Source organism: Pseudomonas sp. B414 (genome assembly GCF_055408445.1).
In genome coordinates this window covers 25,848-48,294 of the sequence record NZ_JBUZTQ010000034.1, presented here as the reverse complement: position 1 = coordinate 48,294, position 22,447 = coordinate 25,848, and the positions used below count along the sequence as shown (strand labels likewise).

20 protein-coding genes are annotated in these 22,447 nt (G+C 57.2%); 9 read left to right on the top strand and 11 right to left on the bottom strand.

Annotation, left to right across the window (positions count from 1 at the left end; all coding sequences use genetic code 11):
* The first annotated feature begins 43 nt into the window (after positions 1 to 43).
* Entirely contained in the window at positions 44 to 259 is a 216-nt protein-coding gene (locus ACZRMH_RS21485) for a DUF4225 domain-containing protein (protein WP_464015181.1), read from the top strand.
* 731 nt (positions 260 to 990) lie between these two features.
* Here the strand turns inward: ACZRMH_RS21485 and ACZRMH_RS21480 are convergent.
* The gene (locus ACZRMH_RS21480) at positions 991 to 2,412 is read right to left on the bottom strand and encodes an aminotransferase-like domain-containing protein (protein ID WP_464015180.1); all 1,422 of its coding nucleotides are present in this window, start codon (positions 2,410 to 2,412) and stop codon (positions 991 to 993) included.
* Positions 2,413 to 2,559: 147 nt separating this feature from the next.
* Here ACZRMH_RS21480 and ACZRMH_RS21475 point away from each other — a divergent pair, with 147 nt between their 5' ends.
* Positions 2,560 to 3,192, top strand: coding sequence for a LysE family translocator (locus ACZRMH_RS21475; RefSeq protein ID WP_464015179.1), 633 nt, complete (start codon positions 2,560 to 2,562; stop codon positions 3,190 to 3,192).
* A 42-nt stretch (positions 3,193 to 3,234) separates the two neighbouring features.
* Here the strand turns inward: ACZRMH_RS21475 and ACZRMH_RS21470 are convergent, their stop codons facing one another.
* Entirely contained in the window at positions 3,235 to 3,708 is a 474-nt protein-coding gene (locus tag ACZRMH_RS21470) for a hemerythrin domain-containing protein (RefSeq protein WP_464015178.1), read from the bottom strand.
* A gap of 359 nt (positions 3,709 to 4,067) precedes the next feature.
* On the opposite strand from ACZRMH_RS21470, the gene ACZRMH_RS21465 reads away from it, so the two are divergent.
* Positions 4,068 to 4,979, top strand: coding sequence for a site-specific integrase (locus tag ACZRMH_RS21465; protein ID WP_464015183.1), 912 nt, complete (start codon positions 4,068 to 4,070; stop codon positions 4,977 to 4,979).
* Between the two features lie 122 nt (positions 4,980 to 5,101).
* Here ACZRMH_RS21465 and ACZRMH_RS21460 read toward each other — a convergent pair whose 3' ends face one another.
* A complete protein-coding gene (locus tag ACZRMH_RS21460; protein WP_464015177.1) occupies positions 5,102 to 6,190 on the bottom strand; it encodes a polyamine ABC transporter substrate-binding protein in 1,089 nt (362 codons plus the stop codon).
* 50 nt (positions 6,191 to 6,240) lie between these two features.
* The gene (locus ACZRMH_RS21455; RefSeq protein ID WP_464015176.1) at positions 6,241 to 7,542 is read right to left on the bottom strand and encodes an NAD(P)/FAD-dependent oxidoreductase; all 1,302 of its coding nucleotides are present in this window, start codon (positions 7,540 to 7,542) and stop codon (positions 6,241 to 6,243) included.
* 139 nt (positions 7,543 to 7,681) lie between these two features.
* Here ACZRMH_RS21455 and ACZRMH_RS21450 point away from each other — a divergent pair, with 139 nt between their 5' ends.
* Positions 7,682 to 8,554 carry a LysR substrate-binding domain-containing protein gene (locus ACZRMH_RS21450; RefSeq protein WP_464015175.1) on the top strand — a complete coding sequence of 291 codons (873 nt, stop codon included), beginning with the start codon at positions 7,682 to 7,684 and terminating at the stop codon, positions 8,552 to 8,554.
* Positions 8,555 to 8,839: 285 nt separating this feature from the next.
* Positions 8,840 to 10,399, top strand: a complete 1,560-nt coding sequence (locus ACZRMH_RS21445) for a TerC family protein (protein ID WP_464015174.1) — start codon at positions 8,840 to 8,842, stop codon at positions 10,397 to 10,399.
* A 103-nt stretch (positions 10,400 to 10,502) separates the two neighbouring features.
* On the opposite strand, the gene ACZRMH_RS21440 is transcribed toward ACZRMH_RS21445, so the two are convergent.
* From ACZRMH_RS21440 to ACZRMH_RS21420, 5 genes are all read right to left on the bottom strand, one after another.
* Entirely contained in the window at positions 10,503 to 12,923 is a 2,421-nt protein-coding gene (locus ACZRMH_RS21440; protein WP_464015173.1) for a glucose/quinate/shikimate family membrane-bound PQQ-dependent dehydrogenase, read from the bottom strand.
* Between the two features lie 251 nt (positions 12,924 to 13,174).
* Positions 13,175 to 13,693 (bottom strand): cysteine hydrolase family protein, encoded by a 519-nt coding sequence (locus ACZRMH_RS21435; RefSeq protein WP_464015172.1) that lies wholly within the window; start codon positions 13,691 to 13,693, stop codon positions 13,175 to 13,177.
* Between the two features lie 321 nt (positions 13,694 to 14,014).
* Entirely contained in the window at positions 14,015 to 14,539 is a 525-nt protein-coding gene (locus ACZRMH_RS21430) for a MepB family protein (RefSeq protein WP_464015171.1), read from the bottom strand.
* Positions 14,536 to 14,961 carry an N-acetyltransferase gene (locus ACZRMH_RS21425; protein WP_464015170.1) on the bottom strand — a complete coding sequence of 142 codons (426 nt, stop codon included), beginning with the start codon at positions 14,959 to 14,961 and terminating at the stop codon, positions 14,536 to 14,538. Before ACZRMH_RS21425 ends, ACZRMH_RS21430 begins: the two co-directional genes overlap by 4 nt.
* Before the next feature lie 207 nt (positions 14,962 to 15,168).
* The gene (locus tag ACZRMH_RS21420; protein ID WP_464015169.1) at positions 15,169 to 16,053 is read right to left on the bottom strand and encodes a LysR family transcriptional regulator; all 885 of its coding nucleotides are present in this window, start codon (positions 16,051 to 16,053) and stop codon (positions 15,169 to 15,171) included.
* Between the two features lie 109 nt (positions 16,054 to 16,162).
* Here ACZRMH_RS21420 and ACZRMH_RS21415 point away from each other — a divergent pair, with 109 nt between their 5' ends.
* The gene (locus ACZRMH_RS21415) at positions 16,163 to 16,600 is read left to right on the top strand and encodes a PACE efflux transporter (protein WP_464015168.1); all 438 of its coding nucleotides are present in this window, start codon (positions 16,163 to 16,165) and stop codon (positions 16,598 to 16,600) included.
* 118 nt (positions 16,601 to 16,718) lie between these two features.
* On the opposite strand, the gene ACZRMH_RS21410 is transcribed toward ACZRMH_RS21415, so the two are convergent.
* Together ACZRMH_RS21410 and ACZRMH_RS21405 are read right to left on the bottom strand one after the other, a co-directional pair.
* A complete protein-coding gene (locus tag ACZRMH_RS21410) occupies positions 16,719 to 17,336 on the bottom strand; it encodes a dTMP kinase (protein WP_464015167.1) in 618 nt (205 codons plus the stop codon).
* Between the two features lie 94 nt (positions 17,337 to 17,430).
* Positions 17,431 to 18,648: a M24 family metallopeptidase gene (locus ACZRMH_RS21405; protein WP_464015166.1), complete on the bottom strand. Its 1,218-nt coding sequence runs from the start codon at positions 18,646 to 18,648 to the stop codon at positions 17,431 to 17,433.
* Between the two features lie 160 nt (positions 18,649 to 18,808).
* Here ACZRMH_RS21405 and ACZRMH_RS21400 point away from each other — a divergent pair, with 160 nt between their 5' ends.
* The 3 genes from ACZRMH_RS21400 (at position 18,809) to ACZRMH_RS21390 (ending at position 22,445) form a co-directional block, all read left to right on the top strand.
* On the top strand, positions 18,809 to 19,375 hold the full coding sequence (locus ACZRMH_RS21400; protein ID WP_464015165.1) for a helix-turn-helix domain-containing protein: 567 nt from the start codon (positions 18,809 to 18,811) through the stop codon (positions 19,373 to 19,375).
* Positions 19,376 to 19,633: 258 nt separating this feature from the next.
* Positions 19,634 to 21,244, top strand: a complete 1,611-nt coding sequence (locus tag ACZRMH_RS21395; protein WP_464015164.1) for an efflux transporter outer membrane subunit — start codon at positions 19,634 to 19,636, stop codon at positions 21,242 to 21,244.
* An 88-nt stretch (positions 21,245 to 21,332) separates the two neighbouring features.
* Complete coding sequence (locus ACZRMH_RS21390; RefSeq protein WP_464015182.1) at positions 21,333 to 22,445, top strand: efflux RND transporter periplasmic adaptor subunit; 1,113 nt, start codon at positions 21,333 to 21,335, stop codon at positions 22,443 to 22,445.
* The last annotated feature ends 2 nt before the right edge of the window (positions 22,446 to 22,447 follow it).

Below are 22,447 nucleotides of genomic sequence, written 5' to 3'. Positions count from 1 at the left end.
GAAGTCATGGGAGAGGTGATGCAGGAAGCCTTGGCTATGCGGCATGATGCTCCGGCTTCAATTCAATAACCGTGTTGCACTCAGCTCCTGCAACCGCCTGGTATTAAAGCCCGATGCCTGGCGCTTGTTTAGGTATGTGAATACGGACTATATGAGGGCGTACCGGAAAGCCTCCATTCACGGCTTTGCTTTCGACAGGTTTATGGATATCAATAACGTAAAAAACATGCACAACTCATGCAGCTTGCCTAATGAATAACTATATATTTTATCCGGCTTTCGCACTGCTCACGGCCTTATTTTATTGGCCTGCCTTGTGGTCAAGTTTTGCGTTTTCAGGCAGCCGTTTTTCCATAATTAAATTTTGGGGAGTAATGATTTACACTGTCATGTGCGCCTCTATTCACGGTTTTTTTGTACAAGACAGTACACTACCATTCATAGGATACGTCGATAACTCCGTAATGGGCTGGCTGTCCCTGGTTATGATATTTGTGCATGTGTGTACCTCTCCAGTTAACTGGGAGAGAAAACGCTGGTTTAAACGAAAGTAAACTCACGCCGAACCAATATTCCAACCTGGAAAGGTCTCGCTGCGAGTGGTTGCTGCTGGGGCTGTACTATCAGGAGCCAAGATAGGTAAAACTGGGAAATGGGAGGGAGAGATACTTTGTGAGGGTACAAAATGAGTAGCTTTATTTTTTATATTGGATTCGTACTGATTACGGCTCTTTTGTACTGGCCTTCCTGCTGGGCATACTTTGCGCTTTCAGGTCGTCGCTTCACCCCCTGGGGATTTTGGGCAGTGGGGACCTATAACGTACTATGTGCCTGTATTCATGGTTTTTTTGTACGAGATAGCACGCTACCGTTCATGGGGCACGTCGATAACTCCGTAATGGGCTGGCTGTCCCTTGTTATGATATTTGTGCATGTGTTTACCTTGCCAACTAATTGGGAACAAAAACGCTGGTTTAAACGAAAGTAAATTCACGCCCTATTTTCCGAATCTTTCGCCCCCCTCAATAACACCTCAACTGCAACCATAACGGCAGGCGTATCGGTGTGAGCCACGTTAAAACGCATGTAGTTACGCAATTCAGGGTCAAAGCCAAACAGAATCCCTGGAGCCAGCACCAGGCCACAGGCAAGACCCTGCTGCGCCAATGTTTCGGCATCCAGCCCGGCGGGCAGTCTGGCCCAGATAAACATGCCGCCGGTATAAGGCGCGCTCAATGTAAAACCCAATCCCTGCAGCCAACCGGCCACTCGCGCACCACTGGCTTGCAGGCCTTGCACCACGCGCTTGCGGTGTTTGTGATAGGTGCCGTCGTTAAGCATTGAACAGGCAATCTGTTCGAGCATTTCCGAGGTGATCCCGCCACACATCAGCTTCATCTGGGTCAGCTCAGCCGCTATCTGCGGCGTGGCCACGACAAAGCTCACCCGCAGATTGGCACTGAGGGTCTTGGAGAAACCACTGAGGTAGGTGACTTGCTCAGTACCCGCCAGCGCCACCAGTCGCGGCGGCGGGTCAGGGTGCAAGTCACCGTAGAGATCGTCTTCGATAATTGCGCAGCCATAACGTTTGGCCAGCTCCAGCAAGCCATAGGCCTGCCCCGGGGTAAAAGAATGGCCGGTCGGGTTATGCAGCAAACCGGTAGTCAGGTAGAGCACCGGCCGGTGCTGGGCAAACAGGCTTTCCAGAGCGTGCAGGTCCAGCCCTTGGGCCGTACGCTCCAGCGTCACCACGCTGACGCCGTGCAGGGCCAGATTGGCGTGAAAATTGAAATAACAGGGCGTATCCAGCAGCACCGTATCACCGGGGCGTAAACGCAGGCGCAGCAGCATGTCCAGAGCCAGTACCGTATTGGCCGTGGTAATGATCTGTTCGATACCTACGTCCAGGCCCTGGGCAAACAGCTTTTGTTGCAAGGCCTGACGCAGTGGCAAATACCCCGCAGGATCGCCATAGCCGGTCAGGCGCAAAGCAGGGGAACGACTGAGCTGGCGCACATTGGCGCGAATGGCGCTGGGCTCCAGCCAGTTTTCCGGTAAATGCCCGCTCCCCGGGCGCAGGGCACCGCTGGCGCCGGTGAGGGAACGGCGCAGCACGCTGTGCAAATCCTGCGGCAACAGGTCAAGGCTGGTGCCGCGTGCTGGCGGAACCGTTTTCGACGCCACAAAGTAACCCAGGCCCTGACTGGAGGTGATCCGGTCTTGCCCGCGCAATCGATCCAGCGCTTCAATCAAGGTGAATTTGCTGACGCCCCAGTGTTCGGTCATCACCCGTGCAGAGGGCAATTTGCTCCCGGGGCTGAGCTGGCCCTTATCGATAGCCAGGTTCAGGGCATCGACAATCTGCTGGACCTTGGAGGTGCCAGCTTGAAACAAAACCGTAGGTAGATACATGCAGGGCCTCGTACTTTGCCGGTCATGCTACCAGTAAAGGTCGGTGAAGTTTGCCTGTGCCTGATCTGCCCATCCAGGTGATGCCCGCCTAGACTGCGGCGTTGCTCGCACAGGGTCGAGCATTGATTCCGGGATGTAACTATCGCAATGGCTACTGAGCTGACACTTGTTTCGTTTTCATATTTTCTGATTTTCTGCGCCACCATGACCTTCAGCCCCGGGCCAATGACCCTGCTACTTATGGGCTTTGGCATGCAGCAAGGCTTGAAACGTTCGATCCCGGTGCAATTGGGAGCCAGTGCGGCGTATCTGCTGTCGATTCTGATTTTTGCCGTGGGTTTTGCCGAGATAGTGAAGGGCAATTCACTTATCAGTCGCGGGATTCAATATATCGGCGTGGCCTACCTGCTGTATCTGGCATACCGGCAATGGACCAGCAGCGGACTCAAGCTGGAACGTTCCGATACTCTGGAAGAAGGCTTCAAGGGACGTTTCGGCAAAGGGCTGTTGACGGGTTTTTCCAACCCGAAAACCATTGTGATGTTCAGTGCCGTATTTCCGCAGTTTGCCGGGCAGGGCAGTGCAACCCGAGCGCAGGATCTGTTGGTGCTGGGGCTGGCATTTTTACTCTTGCAGTTCGCCAGCGGCTGCCTGTATTGCTACTTCGGCCAGCGCATTCGCCGGGTACTGCAAAGCCCGGCGCGCCAGGTGCTGCTGCAGCGCGCCACAGCGATCATGTTGCTGGGGGTCGCACTGCTGCTGGCGCGCGGCTTTGCATAGCGCCACTGCCGGGCTGTCAAGCAGCCCGGCAGTGGGTTGAAATCATGCAGCCAGAGGCTTGTTGAGGGACTTTTTATAGGCCGCTTTCATGGCTTCCATTTGTTCCCCGAGCTCTTCAAGCACCGCTTTGCCCAACAACTTGCGGGCCTGGGGGAACATTTCAGTCTCTTCCTCCTCAATGTGGTGCTCAAGCAACTCCTTGACCACTTTAACCCGGCCGGAAAATTCCAGCGTAGAAGGTGAGGTCGCTTTCAAATCAGGCAGCACCAGCGAGTCAACGGCCCGGTGCTCCTCCTTGGCTTCGTGATACATGATGGCCTGCTCTTTACCGCCGGCTTTTTTAAACGCCGGGTACAAAATCTCTTCTTCCAGGCGGGTATGAATGACGATTTCCATTTCCAGCTTGTTAAGCAACTCACTGCGTTTTTTAACCGCGCGCTCGGTGGAATCACTCAGTTGGCCCAGGATAGCTTTGACACGCTTGTGATCTTCTTTCAACAGGTCAATGGCATTCATGTTCACACACCTCTGTATTCACGGGAGTCAAGTGAGCCTCTTATGCGGTGGCCCTCCCTGGTAGCTAAAGCATCAGTTGTACCAAGTTGATTTAAATACTAAAAACCTTATAAATCAGTTGGTTATATTGATAGCCTGAAATGTCATTCCGGGCAATTTGCATGTTTGAAGCTGTTTGACCATGCAATACGCGAGGATTGAATTATTTTTCAGCGTTTACTATGACTCCCCGAAATATCAGGCGTTATAAGAGGCGGAAATAACGGACTAATGGGTTATATTGAGCCCTGTTTCTGCCCGTAACGAGATTGGTTTTGTCCACTATTGACCCTGCCGTAACGCTGGTTTCAGCCATTCAATTGAATCAGGTGCAAACCCCTGTGGCGCTGTACCTACAGCGTCTTGCGCCGTCCAGCCGGCAGACCATGCGCTATGTGCTGCAAGAGGCGGCTGACCGGCTGGGCGCCGAAGACGTGGCGATTGACGAGTTCCCCTGGCATCAACTGCAACCCGGGCATATCACCGCGCTGGTAGCGGCGTTGCGCGAGGATGGGTACGCGCCCAATACCTCATCGTTGTATGTGAATGCCATTCGCGGGGTGATGAATCAGGCGTGGCAGCAAAGCCTGATTACCCAGGACCATTTGCTTAAGATCCGTGCAGTCAAGGCCGGCGGTGGTTCGCGGCTGGTCAAGGGGCGCAATCTGCGCCGCAACCTGATCCGCGAGTTGATGGACGTATGTGCTGCAGACCCGCGCCCGCAAGGGCTCAGGGATGCGGCGATCATTGCGATCCTGTATGGCTCGGGGATGCGCAAGTCCGAGTCGGTGAATATGGACTTGTGGCAGGTCGATGTAGAACAGCGCAGCCTGCAGGTGTTGGGCAAGGGCAACAAGGAACTGATCAAGTTCGCCCCGGCCTGGGCCTTTGAAAAGCTTGAAGAGTGGCTGGCGTTTCGCCGGGCGAATCTGCCGGATGGGGTCAGTGATGATGCCTTTCTGTTCAACCGCATCCGTCGCGGCAATCACATCACCCGCGACCGCCTGACCAAACATGCGATTTACTACATTGCCAAGCAACGGGGCAGACAGGTAGGGGTCGATATCATGCCCCACGACTTTCGCCGTTCGTTTATCACCCGTGTCATCGAAGAATACGACGTCTCGATCGCCCAGAAACTGGCGCATCACGCCAACATTGCCACCACCGTCAGCTATGACGTGCGTGATGACAACGAGCGGCGCAATGTAACGGACCGGTTCCTGTTGTAAGGCCCCTTCGGGTAGCACAAACCCCCTGTGGGAGCGTGGCTTGCCCGCGATGGCAGCACTGAGGTGCACCTGATACACCGAGTGTGTCCATATCGCGAGCAAGCCCGCTCCCACATAGGCAATCAAGTATTGGTTTTCAGCTTGGTCCACAAGCGAGTACTCAGGCGGGCGATCTTGGCGGGCAGGTCTTCCACGGTGAAGAGCGTGTCCACCACTTCCCGAGACGGATACATCGCCGGATCCTGCTTCACCTCTGGCGACAAGTAGGCATCCGCCGCCTGGTTGGGGTTGGCATAGCGGATATGGTTGCTGATATTGGCGATCACTTCAGGCGTCAGCAGGTAGTTCATATAGCTGTAGGCGCTCTTCTCATGAGGCGCGCCCTTGGGCATCACCACCATATCGAGCCACAGCGTCGAGCCTTCCTTGGGGATCGAATAGGCGATATTAATTCCGTTGTTCGCCTCCCTGGCGCTGGCGGCGGCCTGCACCACATCACCGTTAAAGCCGATCACCGCGCAGATATTGCCGTTGGCCAGATCGCTGATGTATTTGGAGGCGTGAAAGTACTGCACATAGGGGCGGATTTTCAGCAGCGCCTGCTCGGCCTTCTTGTAGTGCGCAGGGTCGTGGCTATGGTGCGGCAAGCCCAGGTAGTTGAGGGTGATCGGCAGCACCTGGGTTGGGTTATCGATAATGGCAACACCACACTGGCTGAGTTTCTTGATGTTGTTTTCATCAAAAAACAGGCTCCAGGACCGGGTCACATCAGTGGTGCCGAAGATGGCCTTGATCTTCTCGACGTTGTAACCGATCCCCGCCGTGCCCCACATATAGGGGTACCCATACTGGTTGCCGGGATCGTTGACTTCCAGCTTTTTCAGCAGCACCGGGTCCAGATTTTTCCAGTTGGGCAACTGGCTACGGTCGAGTTTCTGGATGGCACCGGCCTTGATCAGCCGGGACATAAAGTGGTTCGAAGGGCTGACCACGTCATAACCGGTATTGCCGGTCATCAATTTGGACTCCAGCACTTCGTTGCTGTCGTGAATATCGTAAGTCGCCTTGATCCTGGTTTGTTTAGTGAAACCGGTCAGGGTGTCATCGGCAATATAGCCGTTCCAATTGGAAATATTGACGCTCTCGTCCGCATGGCTGAGGGTCGAGAACGCGGTCAGCAAGACCGCCAGGGAAACTGTAGGGGTGTGCATGTTCATTCACCTTTTCAAGGAGCTTTTATTCTTGTGGGATGCAAGGGCGTTCAGATTTCTGTTTTGGCCCTGACGGCTTCCATGCGCATTCGCAGTACGGCGCCGATATCGAAAAACGGACGGGGAGGGAGCCAACCCGGTCTGGCCCGGGCCATCACTGACTGCAACAGGGGTGAGCTGGCGCCGGATGCCAGTTCAGCAAGCAAGCGGCCCCACAGCGTGCCGCGGGCTACCCCCGAGCCATTGCAGCCAGCCACGGCATAAATACCGTCCTCGACCTTCGCAAAGTAAGGCTGGCCGCTGCGGCTGGCGCTCAGATGGCCGGTCCAGGTGTAGTGGATATCCTGCTCGCCAAGCCCGGGAAAGCGCCGCTGCAAGCCCAGCACATGATGTTTGCGCCGTTGCAGCAGGTCACTGCCGGTTAGATCCCTGGTGCGGTACTCCGCCGTGTTGCGGATCATCACCCGGCGATCCGGGGTCAGGCGCACCGTGGCGCCCAATGGGCGGGTCGACAGCACGCCCCAAGGCTCGACACTGCCAATGGCCGCGTATTCCTTGTCGGTCAGCGGGCGGGTCAAGCTGGCGCTGAGCTCCATCGGGAAGGTCGCGCTGTTGTCGATACCGGCACGCGGGATAAAGGCATTCAGGCACACCAGTACTTGAGCGGCATCGATGCTGCCCTGGGTGCCATTGGCGCGGATGCGTCCACCGGCCAGGCGCTCCAGCCCGGTAATCTCGGTATTTTCAAACAGGCTGACACTGGCCGGCAGTGCATCCAGCAAACCTTCCACATACTTCGCGGGTTGCAGCAGGGCGTTGCCATTGCCACACCAGATCGCGGCCTGGTAGTGGCTGGTGCCGAGTGTCTGTGCCAATTGCGCACCTTGCACAAACTTCGCCGACGCACCCACGGTGCTGAGGGTTTTGAGCCGGGCCTCAACATGGCTCAGCTTGCGCGGATCATTGACTGCAAAGTAGTAGCCCGAGTCGCGGTACTCACAGTCGATGCCGTGGCGGGCAATACGCATGCGTACCTCTTCACCGGCGGCCTGGCCAATCGATGAATCCAGTGCAAAGCCGGCAAAGCCACTGTGACCGATCAGCTCGCTATCGCCCGGATTCTCATGGGCCACGGCATAGCCTGAGTTACGCGCAGATGCACCTTGCGCCGCACGCTGGCGGTCGACGATGACGATACGTGCCTGCGGATGCAACTCAGCCAGCGAATGGGCGGCACTTAACCCGGTGATGCCCGCGCCTATTATCAGCCAGTCGGCCTTTTGCGAACCTTTGAGGTGGTCACGGCTGGTGGAGCTTCCTGCCAGGGCAATCCAGCCACATTCATTTTTCACGTTGCACCTCTTTCGAGCGTTACTGATACATGCATCACTTGCATGGTTGCCATCGGGCGGTAATCTCTATAGCTGGAATTTATGCCGTGCAGAGTGATATAACCAACGCTATAAACTCATTGATTGATGCTTAAAATGCATGGATAAGATTCGCCACGTACCTTCGCTGCAAGGCTTGCAGGCCCTGGTTGAGGTTGCAGGTTCAGGCAGCTTTACCCAGGCTGCGCAAACCCTGTGCCTGACCCAAAGCGCCGTCAGCCGCAAAATTCAGCAACTGGAAGCGCATTTCGGCGTATCGCTGCTGGCCAGAACCAGCCGCAGCGTGCGCCTCACTGCTGAAGGCGAGCAGGTAGTGGCCAGCGCTCGCAGCATTCTTGAGCAATTGCAGGGGCTTGAAGATCGGCTATCGCCGCAAAAGCGCCCGTTTCGTATCCGCATGCATGTGTCACTGGCTGTACGCTGGTTGTTGCCAAAATTGAGCGACTTTTACCTGCAACACCCGGACATCGCCCTGTCTATCGAGACAGTTGCCACCGAAGTGGTCGAACCGGCCAGCGACAGTGACGCCTATATCCTCTATCTACCCGAGCCTGCCAGTGACCCGGCTTGTCTGGCGCTGTTTGAAGAGGCGCTGGTGCCGGTATGCGCACCGGCTATGGGGCCGCTGACGTCGATGGATGATCTTGGGCGCTATGCGCTGCTGCATCGTTCGGCCGACCGCCAGGCCTGGATTTACTGGCTGGCGGCCAATGGGGGCAAACCGCTGGAGGCCTATCGGCATATCCCATTCAACCTCGATGAACTGGCCCTTGATGCGGCGGCACGCGGCCTGGGTGTTGCCGTGACTGACATAACCCTGGCTGCGGAGTCCATACAGCGTGGCGTGCTGATCATCCCGTTCGGCGAGCCGTCGAAAACCGGCGGCAATTACTCACTGTGCCTGCAACCGGGTGCCGCGGCGCATCCAGCATGCTCCCAGGTGCTGCAATGGTTCGCGCTTCAGGCTGAATAGCGCTGGGGGGAGGGGACTTGTTAAATCTTGTAATAAGTCTACTTGCAAGAATTTTGATTAATCACTGTAGGATTACCTCCCCAATTCACCACAGGTTTGTATGAGCGCCCTACAGGAACCACCCAGTCGCAGCTTCGAAACTGCGCTCCTTCCTCGCTTGATCATCGCTATCAAGCCTGCTTCACCCTTTTCCAGCACCCCATTGTTTGCCAGCACCTCTGTTGCTGCGCATGTCTGTGGGCGTTTTTCGTCAACCCTGAACCTGCGTGAGATCAACTGATACCTATGGAATGGATTGCAGATCCCACGGCCTGGCTTGGCCTGTTGACCCTGATTGTGCTGGAACTGGTGCTGGGTATTGATAACCTGGTGTTTATCGCCATCCTCGCAGACAAACTTCCTCCGGAGCAGCGTGACCGCGCCCGGGTGATTGGCCTGACACTGGCATTGGTCATGCGCCTGGGCCTGCTGGCCAGCATCTCGTGGATGGTGACGCTGACTCAGCCCCTGTTTGAAGTCTTCGACAAATCCTTCTCCGGCCGCGACCTGATCATGCTGTTCGGTGGTCTGTTCCTGCTGTTCAAGGCCACCATGGAGTTGCATGAACGGCTAGAGGGCCATGTTGCGGAGCGCTCATCGGCGCTGGGTTACGCGATGTTCTGGCCGATCGTGGCGCAGATTGTGGTGCTCGACGCAGTGTTTTCCCTGGACGCGGTGATTACTGCCGTGGGCATGGTTGAACACCTGTCGGTGATGATGATCGCGGTGGTGTTCTCCATTGGCCTGATGATCATTGCCAGCAAACCGCTGACCCACTTCGTCAATAGCCGTCCGACGGTGATCATGCTCTGCCTGGGCTTCCTGATGATGATCGGTTTCAGCCTGACTGCCGAAGGCCTGGGCTTCCATATCCCTAAAGGCTATCTGTACGCGGCTATCGGCTTCTCGATCCTGATCGAAGTGCTCAACCAGATTGCCCGTGCACGCCGCAAGAAAAGCGTGCAGGGCATGCGCCCGATGCGCGAACGTACCGCCCATGCGGTGCTGCGTTTGCTCGGCGGTCGTGCCTTGGGTGCGGATGAAGTGGGCGAGGAAATTGCCGACATGCTTGAAGGCGGCAATGACCAGGAAGTCTTCCACCGACGTGAGCGCGTAATGATCAGCGGCGTACTGCAACTGGCAGAGCGCCCGATTCGTACAGTGATGACGCCGCGCGCCGAGATCGACCATATCGATCTGGCCGATTCAGCAGAGACCATTCGCACAAAGATGATGCATTCGTCGTACTCGCGCTTGCCGCTGATTCGCGATGGGCGAGTGGATGAGCCGTTGGGCTTTGTCCATAAAAAGGAGCTGCTCAAGGAGTTGCTGGCCGGTCATGAACCTGATCTGGAGGCCATGGCGCGCAAGGCCATCAACCTGCTGGACAGTTTCACGATCCTCAATGCCCTGGAGCAGATGCGTAAGGAGTCGACGCATATTGCGTTTGTGATCAACGAGTTCGGTGATTTTATCGGTCTGTTGACCATGACTGACATTCTGGAATCCATCGCCGGAGAGTTGCCGGACGCCAGCGAGATCGAAGGTCCGAATATCGTTGCCCGGGACGACGGCTATCTGGTCAGTGGTGCCTTGAACCTGAGTCAAATCCGCCAGCACACAGGCTTTGCGGCCAAGGCTACGGATGACTATCAGACATTGGCGGGGATGGTGATGAGTTTACTGGATCGCTTGCCGATGATTGGCGACACGCTGGAGTGGGAAGGCTGGAAGCTGACCGTAGTCGAAGTAGAAGAGCGGCGGGTGACGCGGGTGTTGATCAGTAAAGTCCAAATGGCTGCATAAATCCTTGTTGGAGCGGGCTTGCTCGCGATGCTATCGACCCGGTATGACTGAAACCCCGGGTCGCTTGCATCGCTGGCAGGCCAGCTCCTGCAAGAACTAACGCTTACTGGCTGTCAGGCAGCGCATAAGCGATCACATAATCACCGCGATCAGGCGACTGGCGAGCACCGCCAGCGGTAATAACGATGTACTGCTTACCTGTTTTAGGCGATACAAATGTCATCGGCCCGCCCTGGCTGCCAACTGGCAAACGGGCTTTCCAGGCTTCTTCTCCATTGGCCGAGTTAAAGGCGCGCAGGTAGTAGTCCTGGGTGCCAGCAATAAACACCAGCCCCCCTTGGGTAGACAGCGTACCGCCCAGGGTCGGCATGCCGATTGGCAGTTGCAGGCCCATCTTGATACCCAGCGGACCGGTGTCCTGCACGGTACCGACCGGTACCTGCCAGGCGATTTTCTGAGTCTTCATGTCAATGGCCGTCAGCGTACCGAAAGGTGGCGCCTGGCAAGGAATCCCTGCAATCGACAGGAAGCGGTTTTTATTCACCGCATAAGGCGTGCCTTTAAGCGGTACTGCGCCCATGCCAGTGTTCAGTGCCTCACCACCGGAAGAAGCCTTGGCGTCTTTTTGCTGCGGCACCATCTGCACCCACAGGCCCAGACGCATATCATTGACGAAGATAAAACCGTGTACCGGGTCGGTCGACAGACTGCCCCAGTTCATCCCGCCCAGCGAGCCCGGAAAACTCAACGACACATCAGTGCCCGGCGCGGTGTACAGACCTTCGTAGCGCATTTTCTTGAATGAAATACGGCACAGCATCTGATCAAACGGGGTTGCGCCCCACATATCCGATTCAGTCAGGGTCTGGGCGCCAATCTGCGGCATGCCCACAGATTTTGGCTGAGTCAGCGAGTAAGGTTCATCCGGGATATTCGACGCTTTTACCGGGACCTCTTCAACTTTGGTCAGCGGCTTGCCGGTATGGCGATCCAGGACAAATATCTGCCCGGCCTTGGTGCCAATCACCAGCGCCGACACCTTGCTGCCGTCCGCGATGGTGAAGTCCATCAGGGTTGGCTGCATCGGCAGGTCGAAGTCCCACAGGTCATTGTGGACGGTCTGGTAAACCCATTTTTCTTCGCCGGTAGTGGCATTCAGTGCCAGCACTGATGCGCCGTACTTGTGATTCAGGGCGGTACGTTCTACACCGTAAATGTCGGTAGAGGAGCTGCCCATCGGCAAGAACACGGTGTTCATCAGCGGGTCATAAGACATTGGCGCCCAACTGTTGGGCGTGCTGCGAACATAGGTCTTGCCGTCAGCCGGAGCTTGCTTGTCCTGCGGGTTGCCCGGGTCAAAAGCCCAGCGTATGGCACCTGTGACCACGTCAAAGCCACGGATCACACCACCCGGCATATCGGTTTGCACGTTATCGGCAACCCGGCCGCCAACCACGACGGTAGTGCCTGCCATCAACGGCGCCGACGACAGCTGGTAGTAGGAATCTGGCACATTGCCCAGCCCGGCTTTGAGATCAACCTGGCCATTTTTGCCGAAGTCCTGGCAGAACTTGCCGGTGTCCGCATCGACTGCGATCAGGCGGGCATCGATGGTATTGGTCAGCAAACGACGCTGGCACGCAGCGCCGGGAGCAACGGTTGCTGCTACGGCAGGGGTGCTGCCATCAGTCGGCTGGGCTACGGTATTGGTCGCGTCGAAATAAGCCAGGCCACGGCATCGCTGCCAGACGGCTGCCTGAGCATTGATTGTGTTTTTCCACAGTTCTTTACCGGTGTCGGCATCCAGAGCGATCAGGTTGTTGTGCGGCGTGCAGATAAACACCTTGTCGCCGATTTGCAGCGGGGTCATCTGGTCTTCGGCACCGTTGCCATTGCTGATGGCCACGTCACCGGTCTGGTAGGTCCAGGCCGGAACCAGTTTGGACACGTTGCTGCGATTGATCTGGTCCAGCACAGCGAAGCGGCTGCCACCTTCGTCATTACCGTAGTGCGCCCAGTCTTTCTGGGCCTTGGCCGGGTCAACCCTGGTCAGACCCGGGCCGTTACCGGCGGGCGAGACCGAAGCGTGGGGCTGGAACATTGCCCAGGCGCCACCAGCGATGGCCACAGCCAGTACTGCACTCAGTGCGTAACCAGCGTTACCGCTCAGGCCATTGGCCTTGCGCAGAGTCGGGTAAGCCAGTGCCACCACCAGGCTCAGCACGGCCAGGGCGAACAGGCGTGAAACCAGCGGCCAGAACACCAGCCCGGCATCGACCAGCGCCCAGACAATACTGGCCACCATCACTGCAGCGAATAGCCAGGCACCCGCCAGACGCCGTTTGAACAGCAGCACCGAGGAGACCAGCATCCCGAGCCCTGCAAGCAGAAAGTACAGACTGCCACCCAGAGTGGCGAGATAGCCGCCACCGGCTATAAAAAGCAATCCGAAAACCAGCACGCCGAGCGCGGCGACCCAGATGGGCCAACGGCTTACGGCTGCCGAAGGTTGAGGCTTATTCATGATGCATGACCCTATTGATGGGGGGGAGGGCGTTGCCTTTGACTGTAGCTGCTGGCAGTGCAGACATAGGCGCGGCCGGAGTTTCTGCACTTCGTCCAGACCACATGCAGGCCTGGTCGACAGAGCGGTAAACGTCCGAAAAAGGAATGTACTAAACGGTTAGTTTTATAACTTTAACAAAAACCCCGCCCTGCGACAAATTGTCAGTGCAGGGGAGGCTAATGCCAGTCAGGGATAACTGCGGGGGAGAGCTAAAAGTTCCAGTCCTGTGCCTGAATCAAATGGCAGAAGGGCCCGGCAAGGGTCGCATTATGATGAGCAATAATCTGCTCGGCCTTGAGTTCGGCGTTATCCGAACAGGTATGACCATCGGCGATCAACACGGCATCGAAGCCAAGATCACGGGCCGCCCGGCAAGTACTGTCGACGCAATACTGAGTTTTCATCCCGGCAACCACCACGCCGGTAGCGCCGCAAGCGCGCAACTGATCGGCCAGACTGGTCAGGGTAAAGGCGTTGGGCCGGTGCTTTTCAAACACCACTTCACCGCCCAGCAACTTGAGTTCCGGGGCAAGCAGCGTCAACGGGCTGCCTGGCTCGATAGGGGAGCCAACCGGGCCAATATGGCGAGCCAGAAAGATCCCTGCACCGGCGCTGCGAGCCTTTTCCATCAAGGCGTTCACGGTATCCAGCAACTGCGGGCAGCGCCAGGGCTTGTCTGGCCCGTGAACAAGTCCAACCTGCATATCAAGAACCAATAGGGCATACATGGGTGCATCTCCTTGCGTTAAACCAGCGACACAAGGGCATAAAAAAAGGCCCTGTCCATCGCTGGCGGGCCTTTGAAGTTCGTTTGCTATCGGCTCACGACACCTCGCACGCTCCGCTTTCAGCGGTCGTGGTGGTGGTAGTAGTCGAGGTGAGGCGATAAGCAGTCATGGCTCGACACTAGCAATATCGCAGCAGGCAGGCAAGCAAGTCAGAATGGGGAGGGCGTAGCTATTGTTGAGTTCTACTGTTGAGTTTACGGTCTAAAAAGCAGTTATTTATAACTATACTAAATAGTTCTTTAGTTTAGTTATTCCTTGGAGCTATATAAAACCATGACTTATACCGTGGAAAAGGTCACGAACACACCGGGCAGAGTTCTCATCAGATCCAGCAAAATCAACAAAATACTCGACTTGCCACCGCTGAGTCTGCAAGGCCTGCCTGGCAGAAGGCGTGCTCCAGGGTGGATAGACACGCAGAGCGCGCTTGCCACCGACACCATTACTGGACATTACTCCCCGGGAGATCAAGGTTTCACGATCAAAAACAAACAGGCCAGCATGATCTTCGCTGGCCGCATGGATCACCACAAAATCGATGGCGTCGGCACAGTCCAGGGGTGCAATAACACCGTCTACGCGGGGTCGATACCATAGGGTGACAAATTGACCGACCTTCGTTGGCGTGATTTTGGCTACCCGAAAGACGACCTGACGCCCCTCAAGCGTAAAGCGAAATCCGCCATATTCCCGAGCTTCCACATCCTCTGAAAAATCACCCGTGCATTGCAACCCGGCGAGCTGCAGGGCATTGATTGCGTCCAGCAAAGCCAGCGGGAGGATCAACTGCTGTACGCCATCAGATACTCGCCGCGGCCAGTTTGCTCGTCAACTTGCTCCCTGGTTACCTTAAAACCTTGCGCCAGGTAAAAAGCCAAACTGGAGGTGTTTTCTGTGTAAACCGCCAGGGTCAACTCATCACGAATGCTTTTCGCATACCCGAGCAACCGCTTGCCCAGGCCTTGGCCTTGATAATCGGGATCGACAAACAGAGCCGCCAACTGGTTATCCAGCAACGAACAAAAGCCCAGGACTTTAGAGTCATCTGCAATAACATAAGTCTCTGATGCCGGAATATAAACCTCACGCATCGTCGCCACATGGGCTTGCCAATATGCAGCGTCGATAAAGTCATGGGCCTTGATCGATGCGCGCAGCCAGATGTCGAGTACGGGGTCCATGTCCTGTTGTTCAAATGTTCTTATCATCAGTCATTCCATTGAGCGTGTGCAGGTCAGTAAGCAAAGCCTGCAAGTATGCCGCAAAGCAGTGAATGATCGAAATGAGGAGGATTGGCGCGCAACAGGATTTCCATCCTTGAAATCTGGCCTCCACCGGCCCTGACATGCGTATGCATAATTACGCATAATGTATATTATGTTAAATCGTGTATGTCGTGGTCGACACTCACACATTTACTGTGCCGCTTCAGCAAGCCGCGTCACCAATGCAGAAGCTCCCTTATGCAACGGCTGATTCTTCAACCACACTGCATTCACCACCATCGCCAGCCCGTTCTCAATATTCCTGAACTGCAAGCGCCGCAACCGCCCCTGCGCAAGCAACGGCGCCACCACCGACTGCGGGAAGTTGCCCCAGCCCAACCCGGCTTCCACCATCTCCAGCGCCATGCCCAAGGTGTCGGTGCGCCAACAGGACTGTCCCACCAGGGGCCGCCGATCACTGAGGGGGACATCCCTACCGGCCACCAGAATCTGCCGCACTTGCATCAGGTCTTCTAGAAACGGTTCGCCACCCGCCTGAAACTGCAGATGATGCGGGCTGATACATGCGATCAATCGCTCGCTGCCAACAAACTGAAACCGCTCCAGCACATTCACACTCAACCCTGCATAGGCCAGGCACACCTGCACGCGTTTGCTGTGCAACAACTGCAGCACGTCATCCTGCGGGGCGGTCAGCACTTCGATGTCGAGCAACGGGAATTGCACGCAAATGTCGCCAATGGCGGCCAGCAAGCGGTGCGTATTGATCTCGGCGCCCACGCCAATCGACAGTTTGCTTTCCAGGCCTTGGGACAACTGCAACGCATGCACCTGCAACTGTTTGAGTTGTTCGGCCATCAATCGCGCATGGGGAATCAACGCCAGCGCCAGGTCGGTGGGCACTGGCTCGCGGTGGCTGCGATCAAACAACAGGTAACCCAACTCGGCCTCAAGGTTGCCGATGCCCATGCTCACTGCAGAAGGCACCCTGCCCAGGGTACGCGCCGCTGCGGAAAAGGAGCCACGCTCCACCACCGCAAGGAACAATTGGACACTGTCGCTGGTAAAACTCATTGCACCACCTGTCAATTAAGTTGAAAGCTCCTGACTTTTTATGTCAGCCAGCCTGACGCTATCTTCTGCGCCTTCTGACGCTCCTGTCACGTAAAAAAGAGGAAGTGGTATGCAAGGCGTGAAACGCAAACTGGTGTATGTGTCGCTCTATGAGCTGATCGGCATGACCTTCTCGGCCCTCGGCCTGGCGCTGCTATCAGGTACGCATCCGTCCAGTACCGGCCCCTTGGCCGTGGTGATCACCACCATCGCAGTCACCTGGAACTTCATCTACACCTCGCTGTTCGAGCGATGGGAAAGCCGCCAGGCCGACCGCACACGCACGCTCAAACGGCGGATTGCCCACGCGGTCGGGTTTCAGCTGACGTTGATTGTGTTCCTGATTCCGATGATCGCCTGGTGGATGAATATCACCCTGGCGCAGGCACTCCTGCTGGACCTGGCGCTGATCCTATTTATCCCTTGCTACACCTTTGCCTTCAACTGGCTGTTTGACCGCACCTTCGGCTTGCCCGCCTCGGCGCTCAGTGTTGCACCCGAAATCTGACGCGCAAGCTGGCGAACGCCTGCTTTATAACTGTCGAGGTGAGGCTGATCACAACCGTCTGCCCAGGGCGGCTGTGGCTCATTATTACCCTGCGAAGGGTTGCCCGATCCCAGCAAGGCTAATGGCTCCCAAGAAGCCTATCAATCTCAGCCACCACCCGCATCGTCGCATCTTCAAGCGTTCCTTCATTACGGCATAAAAACCAGCCGTGATCAGCAATCGCTTGCTCGAACGTCCGGGTACAGGCGACTTGTTCTTCCAGCCTATGGATCACCGTACTACTCAGCCCGCGCCGGCGTGCCGCTGCCCTCGCCCATGAAATATCCGCGCTGGTGACCACGCCGACATGCAGGTCTGGCACTCGCACGTTTCGATCAATGTTGAGCTGCAGAATCTCTGCAAATGGGACCTTCTGGCGAAATGCAGCATCCGACGGATACCAGCGATCCATCAGGATGATGCTGTCAGCGGGCTGTTTAGCCAGCACCTGCCGGGACATCCAGGCTCGGCTATCAGCAAAGCGTTCACATACTTCCCACTCCAGATCCCGACCGGGATTTCTGGCGAGCTGGTTAACCAGGGCCATTGTCTGCGCCCTGTTGGGATCACTTTTTTTCTCGCTAAGGCGGATAACCTTTTTGTTGTTTGCCCTCAGCGCTAGCGTTACGGCTTCCAACAGTGTGGTTTTACCGGTGCCCTTGGGCCCATCCAGTGATACAAACAGCGGAAGATTCATTTTTCACATAACAATGACAGACATTGATGAACACTCTAACCGGGTTTCTGGTTAACAGGTCTCACTATCGAGTGCATATGGCTAACGCCTTCCCTCAGACCTCCAACCCGAACGGGTCATCTACGGAGTGACTCGGCTGGGTAAACCAGCGCGGGCCCGTGGCGGTCATGTAGAAGTGATCCTCCAGGCGAATGCCAAACTCACCCGGCACGCAAATCATCGGCTCATTGGAGAAGCACATGCCCTCGGCCAGTGGCGTCTGGTCACCACGTACCAGGTAGGGCCCTTCGTGAATGTCCAGGCCGATGCCGTGCCCGGTGCGGTGCGGCAAGCCGGGCAATTGGTAGTCCGGGCCGAGACCGGCGGCTTCCAGGCTAAGCCGCGCGGCGGCATCCACCACCGCACAGGGTTCGCCCAGCCGCGCTGCATCGAAGGCGGCCTGCTGGGCGGTCTTTTCCAGGTTCCACAGGGCGCGCTGGCGCTCGCTCGGGGTGCCGAACACGTAACTGCGTGTGATATCCGACTGGTAGCCGTGAAGCAGGCAGCCCGTGTCGATCAGTACCATGTCGCCGTCTTTGAGCACTTGTGCGTGCTTCACCCCATGGGGGAAGGCGCTGGCCTCGCCGAACAGCACGATGCAGAAAGTCGAACCCGGCGCGCCCACCTTGCGGTGCGCCTCACGGATAAACTCGGCAACCTCGGTGGTGCTGATGCCTGCGCGCAGGATGCTGGCGGCCGCCTTTTGCACTTCGATGGTCATGTCTTTGGCGCGCTGCATCAGCGCCAATTCGGTAGCGGATTTGTGATAGCGGCACGGGTTAGTCACGCAGGAAGCGTCTACAAACTCGAAGCCCGATTCGAAGCGGCGGATTGCGTCGAACATAAAGAACGCCAGGGACGGGCACAGGCCTACGACAGCGTCGGCGGCGATGCCCATGCCAGCGAGTATGTCGAGCAGCAGGCGGTAGGGACTCTCGTGCTCCTGCCAACCATGGATAACCCCGTCTACCTCGCGGAAGTCGCGAATCGTGCCCTCTTCGAATGCCGGGGCGATATAGGCCAGCGGGCCAGCGGCAGGCAGCACGGCACCCACCATGCGTTCGCTCAGGTTCCACTTCACTCCGGTGAAATAGCGAAGGTTGCTGCCAGCATTCAGGTAGAGGGCGGCGATGCCCTGCTCGCGCATCAAGCCCTGGGCCTTGGCAATGCGTGACTGGTATTCGTCGAGGCCGATGGGCTTCATGCCTGCGGTCATATTCGCCAGGCGGGCAAGCGCCTGCTGCGGAGTTTTGCCACCTACACCTACTGTCATTGCGCTCTCCCGAATGATATTGCAGTGCTCGGAATTTAAGTATGACTTAAATAATCGTCAACGCATATTTTCAGTACCACTTAATTTCAGTCATGCAAAAAGCCTTTTCTGCAATCTACCGCCCGCTATACTGGCGCCTTCCAGAGCATGAGTCAGGCCAATGACCGTAGAGCAGATCGGGGAACGGCTGCGCCGCTACCGCCGCGCCTCCCACAAGACCCTGAACCAGGTCGCAGCTGAATCAGGCCTCACCGCCAGCTTCTTGTCCCAAGCTGAGCGCAACCTCACTGGCGTGTCCATTTCTTCGCTGGCGAGAATCGCAAAATCCCTGGGCATTCCACTCAATACCCTGTTCGACCAGCCTGCCCAGCCACAGCCCGACTCTCATCAGGGCCAGCGTGTGCGCTATAGCGTTGGCAGCCAGCCGCTGGTTTATGAGCGCCTGTCCAGCAACTTCCCCGGCAACCTGGTGAATGCGATGAAGATGACCATGGCAGTGGGCTATCAGTCGGAACTTATCTCCCACGAAGGCGCTGAGTTTACCTATGTGCTCTGCGGGCAAATCGTCTACGTCATTGAAGGCCATAACTACCCGCTCGGCCCCGGGGGCTCGGTACATTTCGACTCCACCAAGCCACATTCCATCGCCAACGTTGGCGACGATGTTGCCGAAGTGCTGGTGGTCACCACCATGGGCGGGCTACTCGACGATCACCCCGCAGCCTGATCAGGTGCCCCTCAAAAAGTAAGCCGGACTTAATTTACGATATAAAGCACCTGGCACGATTTTCCCGTTATTCAGGATAGCCCAGACCTCCAGCCAGACAGGTCGCTAAAGGTTTTCTCTATTGGCGCTCTCCTCACTCTTGAATTAATGTGCAATCCGCTTGTTCAACGTCTGATCAATCCTGCCGCCGTGCCTTTTCAGCGCACCGGCTTGATGCTCCAGCGCTCACTGCTCAATAACAACGTTAATCGAGTGAATATGAAAGAGCTGCCTCGCCAGCGAGCACCGGGACCGCAACGGGTGACGCTCATCTGCGGCCTTTTACGTCCTTCACTGGGGCTGCTGTGCCTGGCCCTCGCGGCCTGCACGGTGGGGCCCGACTTTGTGCGCCCCGATGTACCCGTCAATGCTGGCTACACACAAGATCAACTGTCCAGCACCGCCCAGGCCGATATTGCCAGCGGCGGCGCGGCACAGCGGTTGATTAACGGGATGGATATCCCCGGGCAATGGTGGACGCTGTTTCGCTCTGCGGCACTCAACGCGCTGGTCGAAGAAGCCTTGCGCGCCAACCCGAATGTCAGCGCCGCCCAGGCCGCCTTGCGTCAGGCCAATGAGCTGGTCTATGCCGATCAGGCGTCGCTGTTTCCCTCGGTGGGGGCCAATCTGTCGAAAAGCCGTGAAAAAGTATCAGGGGCTACGACCGGGGCTTCGTCTTCGCCGATTTTGACCCTGAGTTCGGCATCACTCAGTGTGTCCTACGCACCTGACGTGTTCGGCGGCACCCGACGGCAGATCGAATCGTCCACGGCGCAAGCCGAGTACCAGCGCTTTCAGCTGGAGGCTACCTATCTCACCTTGACCGCCAATGTGGTCAATAGCGCGATAAGTCTGGCGTCGATACGCGATCAAGTCGCCGCCACAGAAGAGATTATCCGCCTGCAGAGCGGCCAGCTTGATCTTTTGCACGCTCAGCGACGCCTGGGTGCCATCGCGGATACGGATGTGCTGGCGCAGCAGACCGCACTGGCGCAAACCCGTGCCACTCTGGCGCCCTTGCAAAAGCAACTGGCGCAAACCGGAAACCAGCTGATGGTCTATCTGGGCCGTTTCCCCAATCAGGATCGGGATGAGCGTTTCAATCTGGCTTCACTGCATCTGCCAGAGCAACTGCCGGTCAGCCTGCCTTCGGCCATCGTCGGCCAGCGCCCCGATGTTCGCGCAGCTCAGGCGCAACTGCATCAGGCCAGCGCCGATATTGGCGTGGCGGTTGCCAATCAGTTGCCTCAATTCAGTATTACCGGGGCCTTGGGCTCCACGGCGGCCAGCGGCACCCGGTTGTTCTCCGCGGGCACGGGTATCTGGAGCCTCGCTGGATCAATCGCCCAACCGATTTTCGATGCCGGCGCACTCGAACACCGCAAGCGCGCCGCCGTGGCCGCCTATGACGAGTCCGCGGGCCTGTATCGTGGCACGCTGTTGATCGCCTTCCAGGATGTGGCCAATGCATTGCGGGCGCTTGAGTTCGACGCCGAGGCACTCAATCAGCAAGTTATCGCTGAACGCTCGGCGCAAACCAGCCTGGACCTGGTGCAAGCGCAGTTCCGCCTTGGCGCCGTGGCTTATATCAATCTGCTGACGGCACAACAAAGCTACCAGGACACCGTGCTGGCTCGGGTCAAGGCGCAGGCCGCGCGATACAGCGACACCACCGCCCTGTTCCAGGCACTGGGTGGCGGCTGGTGGAATCGCCAGGATGTAGATCCCGCCACAACGGGAAAGCCTGACCGCTTCGGTTTGCCGTCGTGGCAAGAGGTGATGCCGACCCACCCAGAAACTGCCCCCGGCTCGACTCAATTGCAGGAATGAAATAGCGAGAACACCCATGGCTGACATCAACCCGGCATCTCCCCTTTCACCCGCCCCCGGCCCGCGCAAACGCAGGCTGTGGCGGCCGATGCTGATTATGCTCGGGGTGGTGCTGGTGATTGTGGCGATTATTGCCGGGGTCAAGTTTGCGCAGATTTCAGCGCTGATCGCCCAGTCGAAGGCGCCCTTGCCCGCTTCCGTGGTCACGGCCCTGCAAGTACCGTTCGATGACTGGCAACCCAGCGTTACTGCCGTAGGCTCGATCAAGGCCGTCAGAGGGGTTGATGTGACCACGGAAGTGGGCGGCATTGTGCGCAGTATCGGTTTCAAACCCGGGCAAGAAGTGGCGGACCAAGCCCTGCTGGTGCAGTTGAATGCTGACGCGGATATCGCCCTGCTCCACTCGCTGGAAGCCACCGCCGACCTGGCGGTTATCGTACTCAAGCGTGACAAGGCGCAACTGGCGGTGAACGCCGTGTCGCAAGCCCTGGTTGACGCCGATACTGCGGATCTGAAGGCCAAGCTCGCCGCCGCCGAACAACAGCGGGCGCTGGTGGCGAAAAAAACCATCCGCGCAGCGTTTGCCGGGCGCATCGGGATTACCGCCGTCAACCCCGGTCAATACCTCAACCCCGGTGACAAAATCGCCACATTGCAAACCTTCGATCCCATCTATATCGACTTCACGGTGCCACAAACCCAGCTGGGGGCCATCGCCATCGGGCAAAAGGTCGTGGTCACGGCTGACGGGCTTGCCAATCAAAGCTTCACGGGCAGGGTCAGCACCATCGACACAGGGTTTGACCCGAGCACACGCAACATTACGGTGGAAGCAACGGTTGAAAACCCGAAAAAAAGCCTGGTGCCCGGCATGTTTGCCCGCGCTCTGGTCGACTCTGGTACGCCGCAACGCTACCTCACCGTTCCACAGACGGCAGTCACCTATAACCCTTACGGGACCACAGTGTTTATTGCGACAGCGCAAAAGAATGACAAGGGCGAAGAGGTACTGACTGCGCAACAGACTTTTATCCAGACCGGGCCAAGCCGGGGTGATCAGGTCGCTGTCCTGTCCGGTGTGAAGGAAGGCGATCTGTTGATCACCAGTGGCCAGATGAAGCTGAAAAACGGCTCGCCCGTACAGGTCAATAACAGCGCCGCGCCGCTGAACGACCCGGCTCCGACTCCCCAAGAACACTAAGG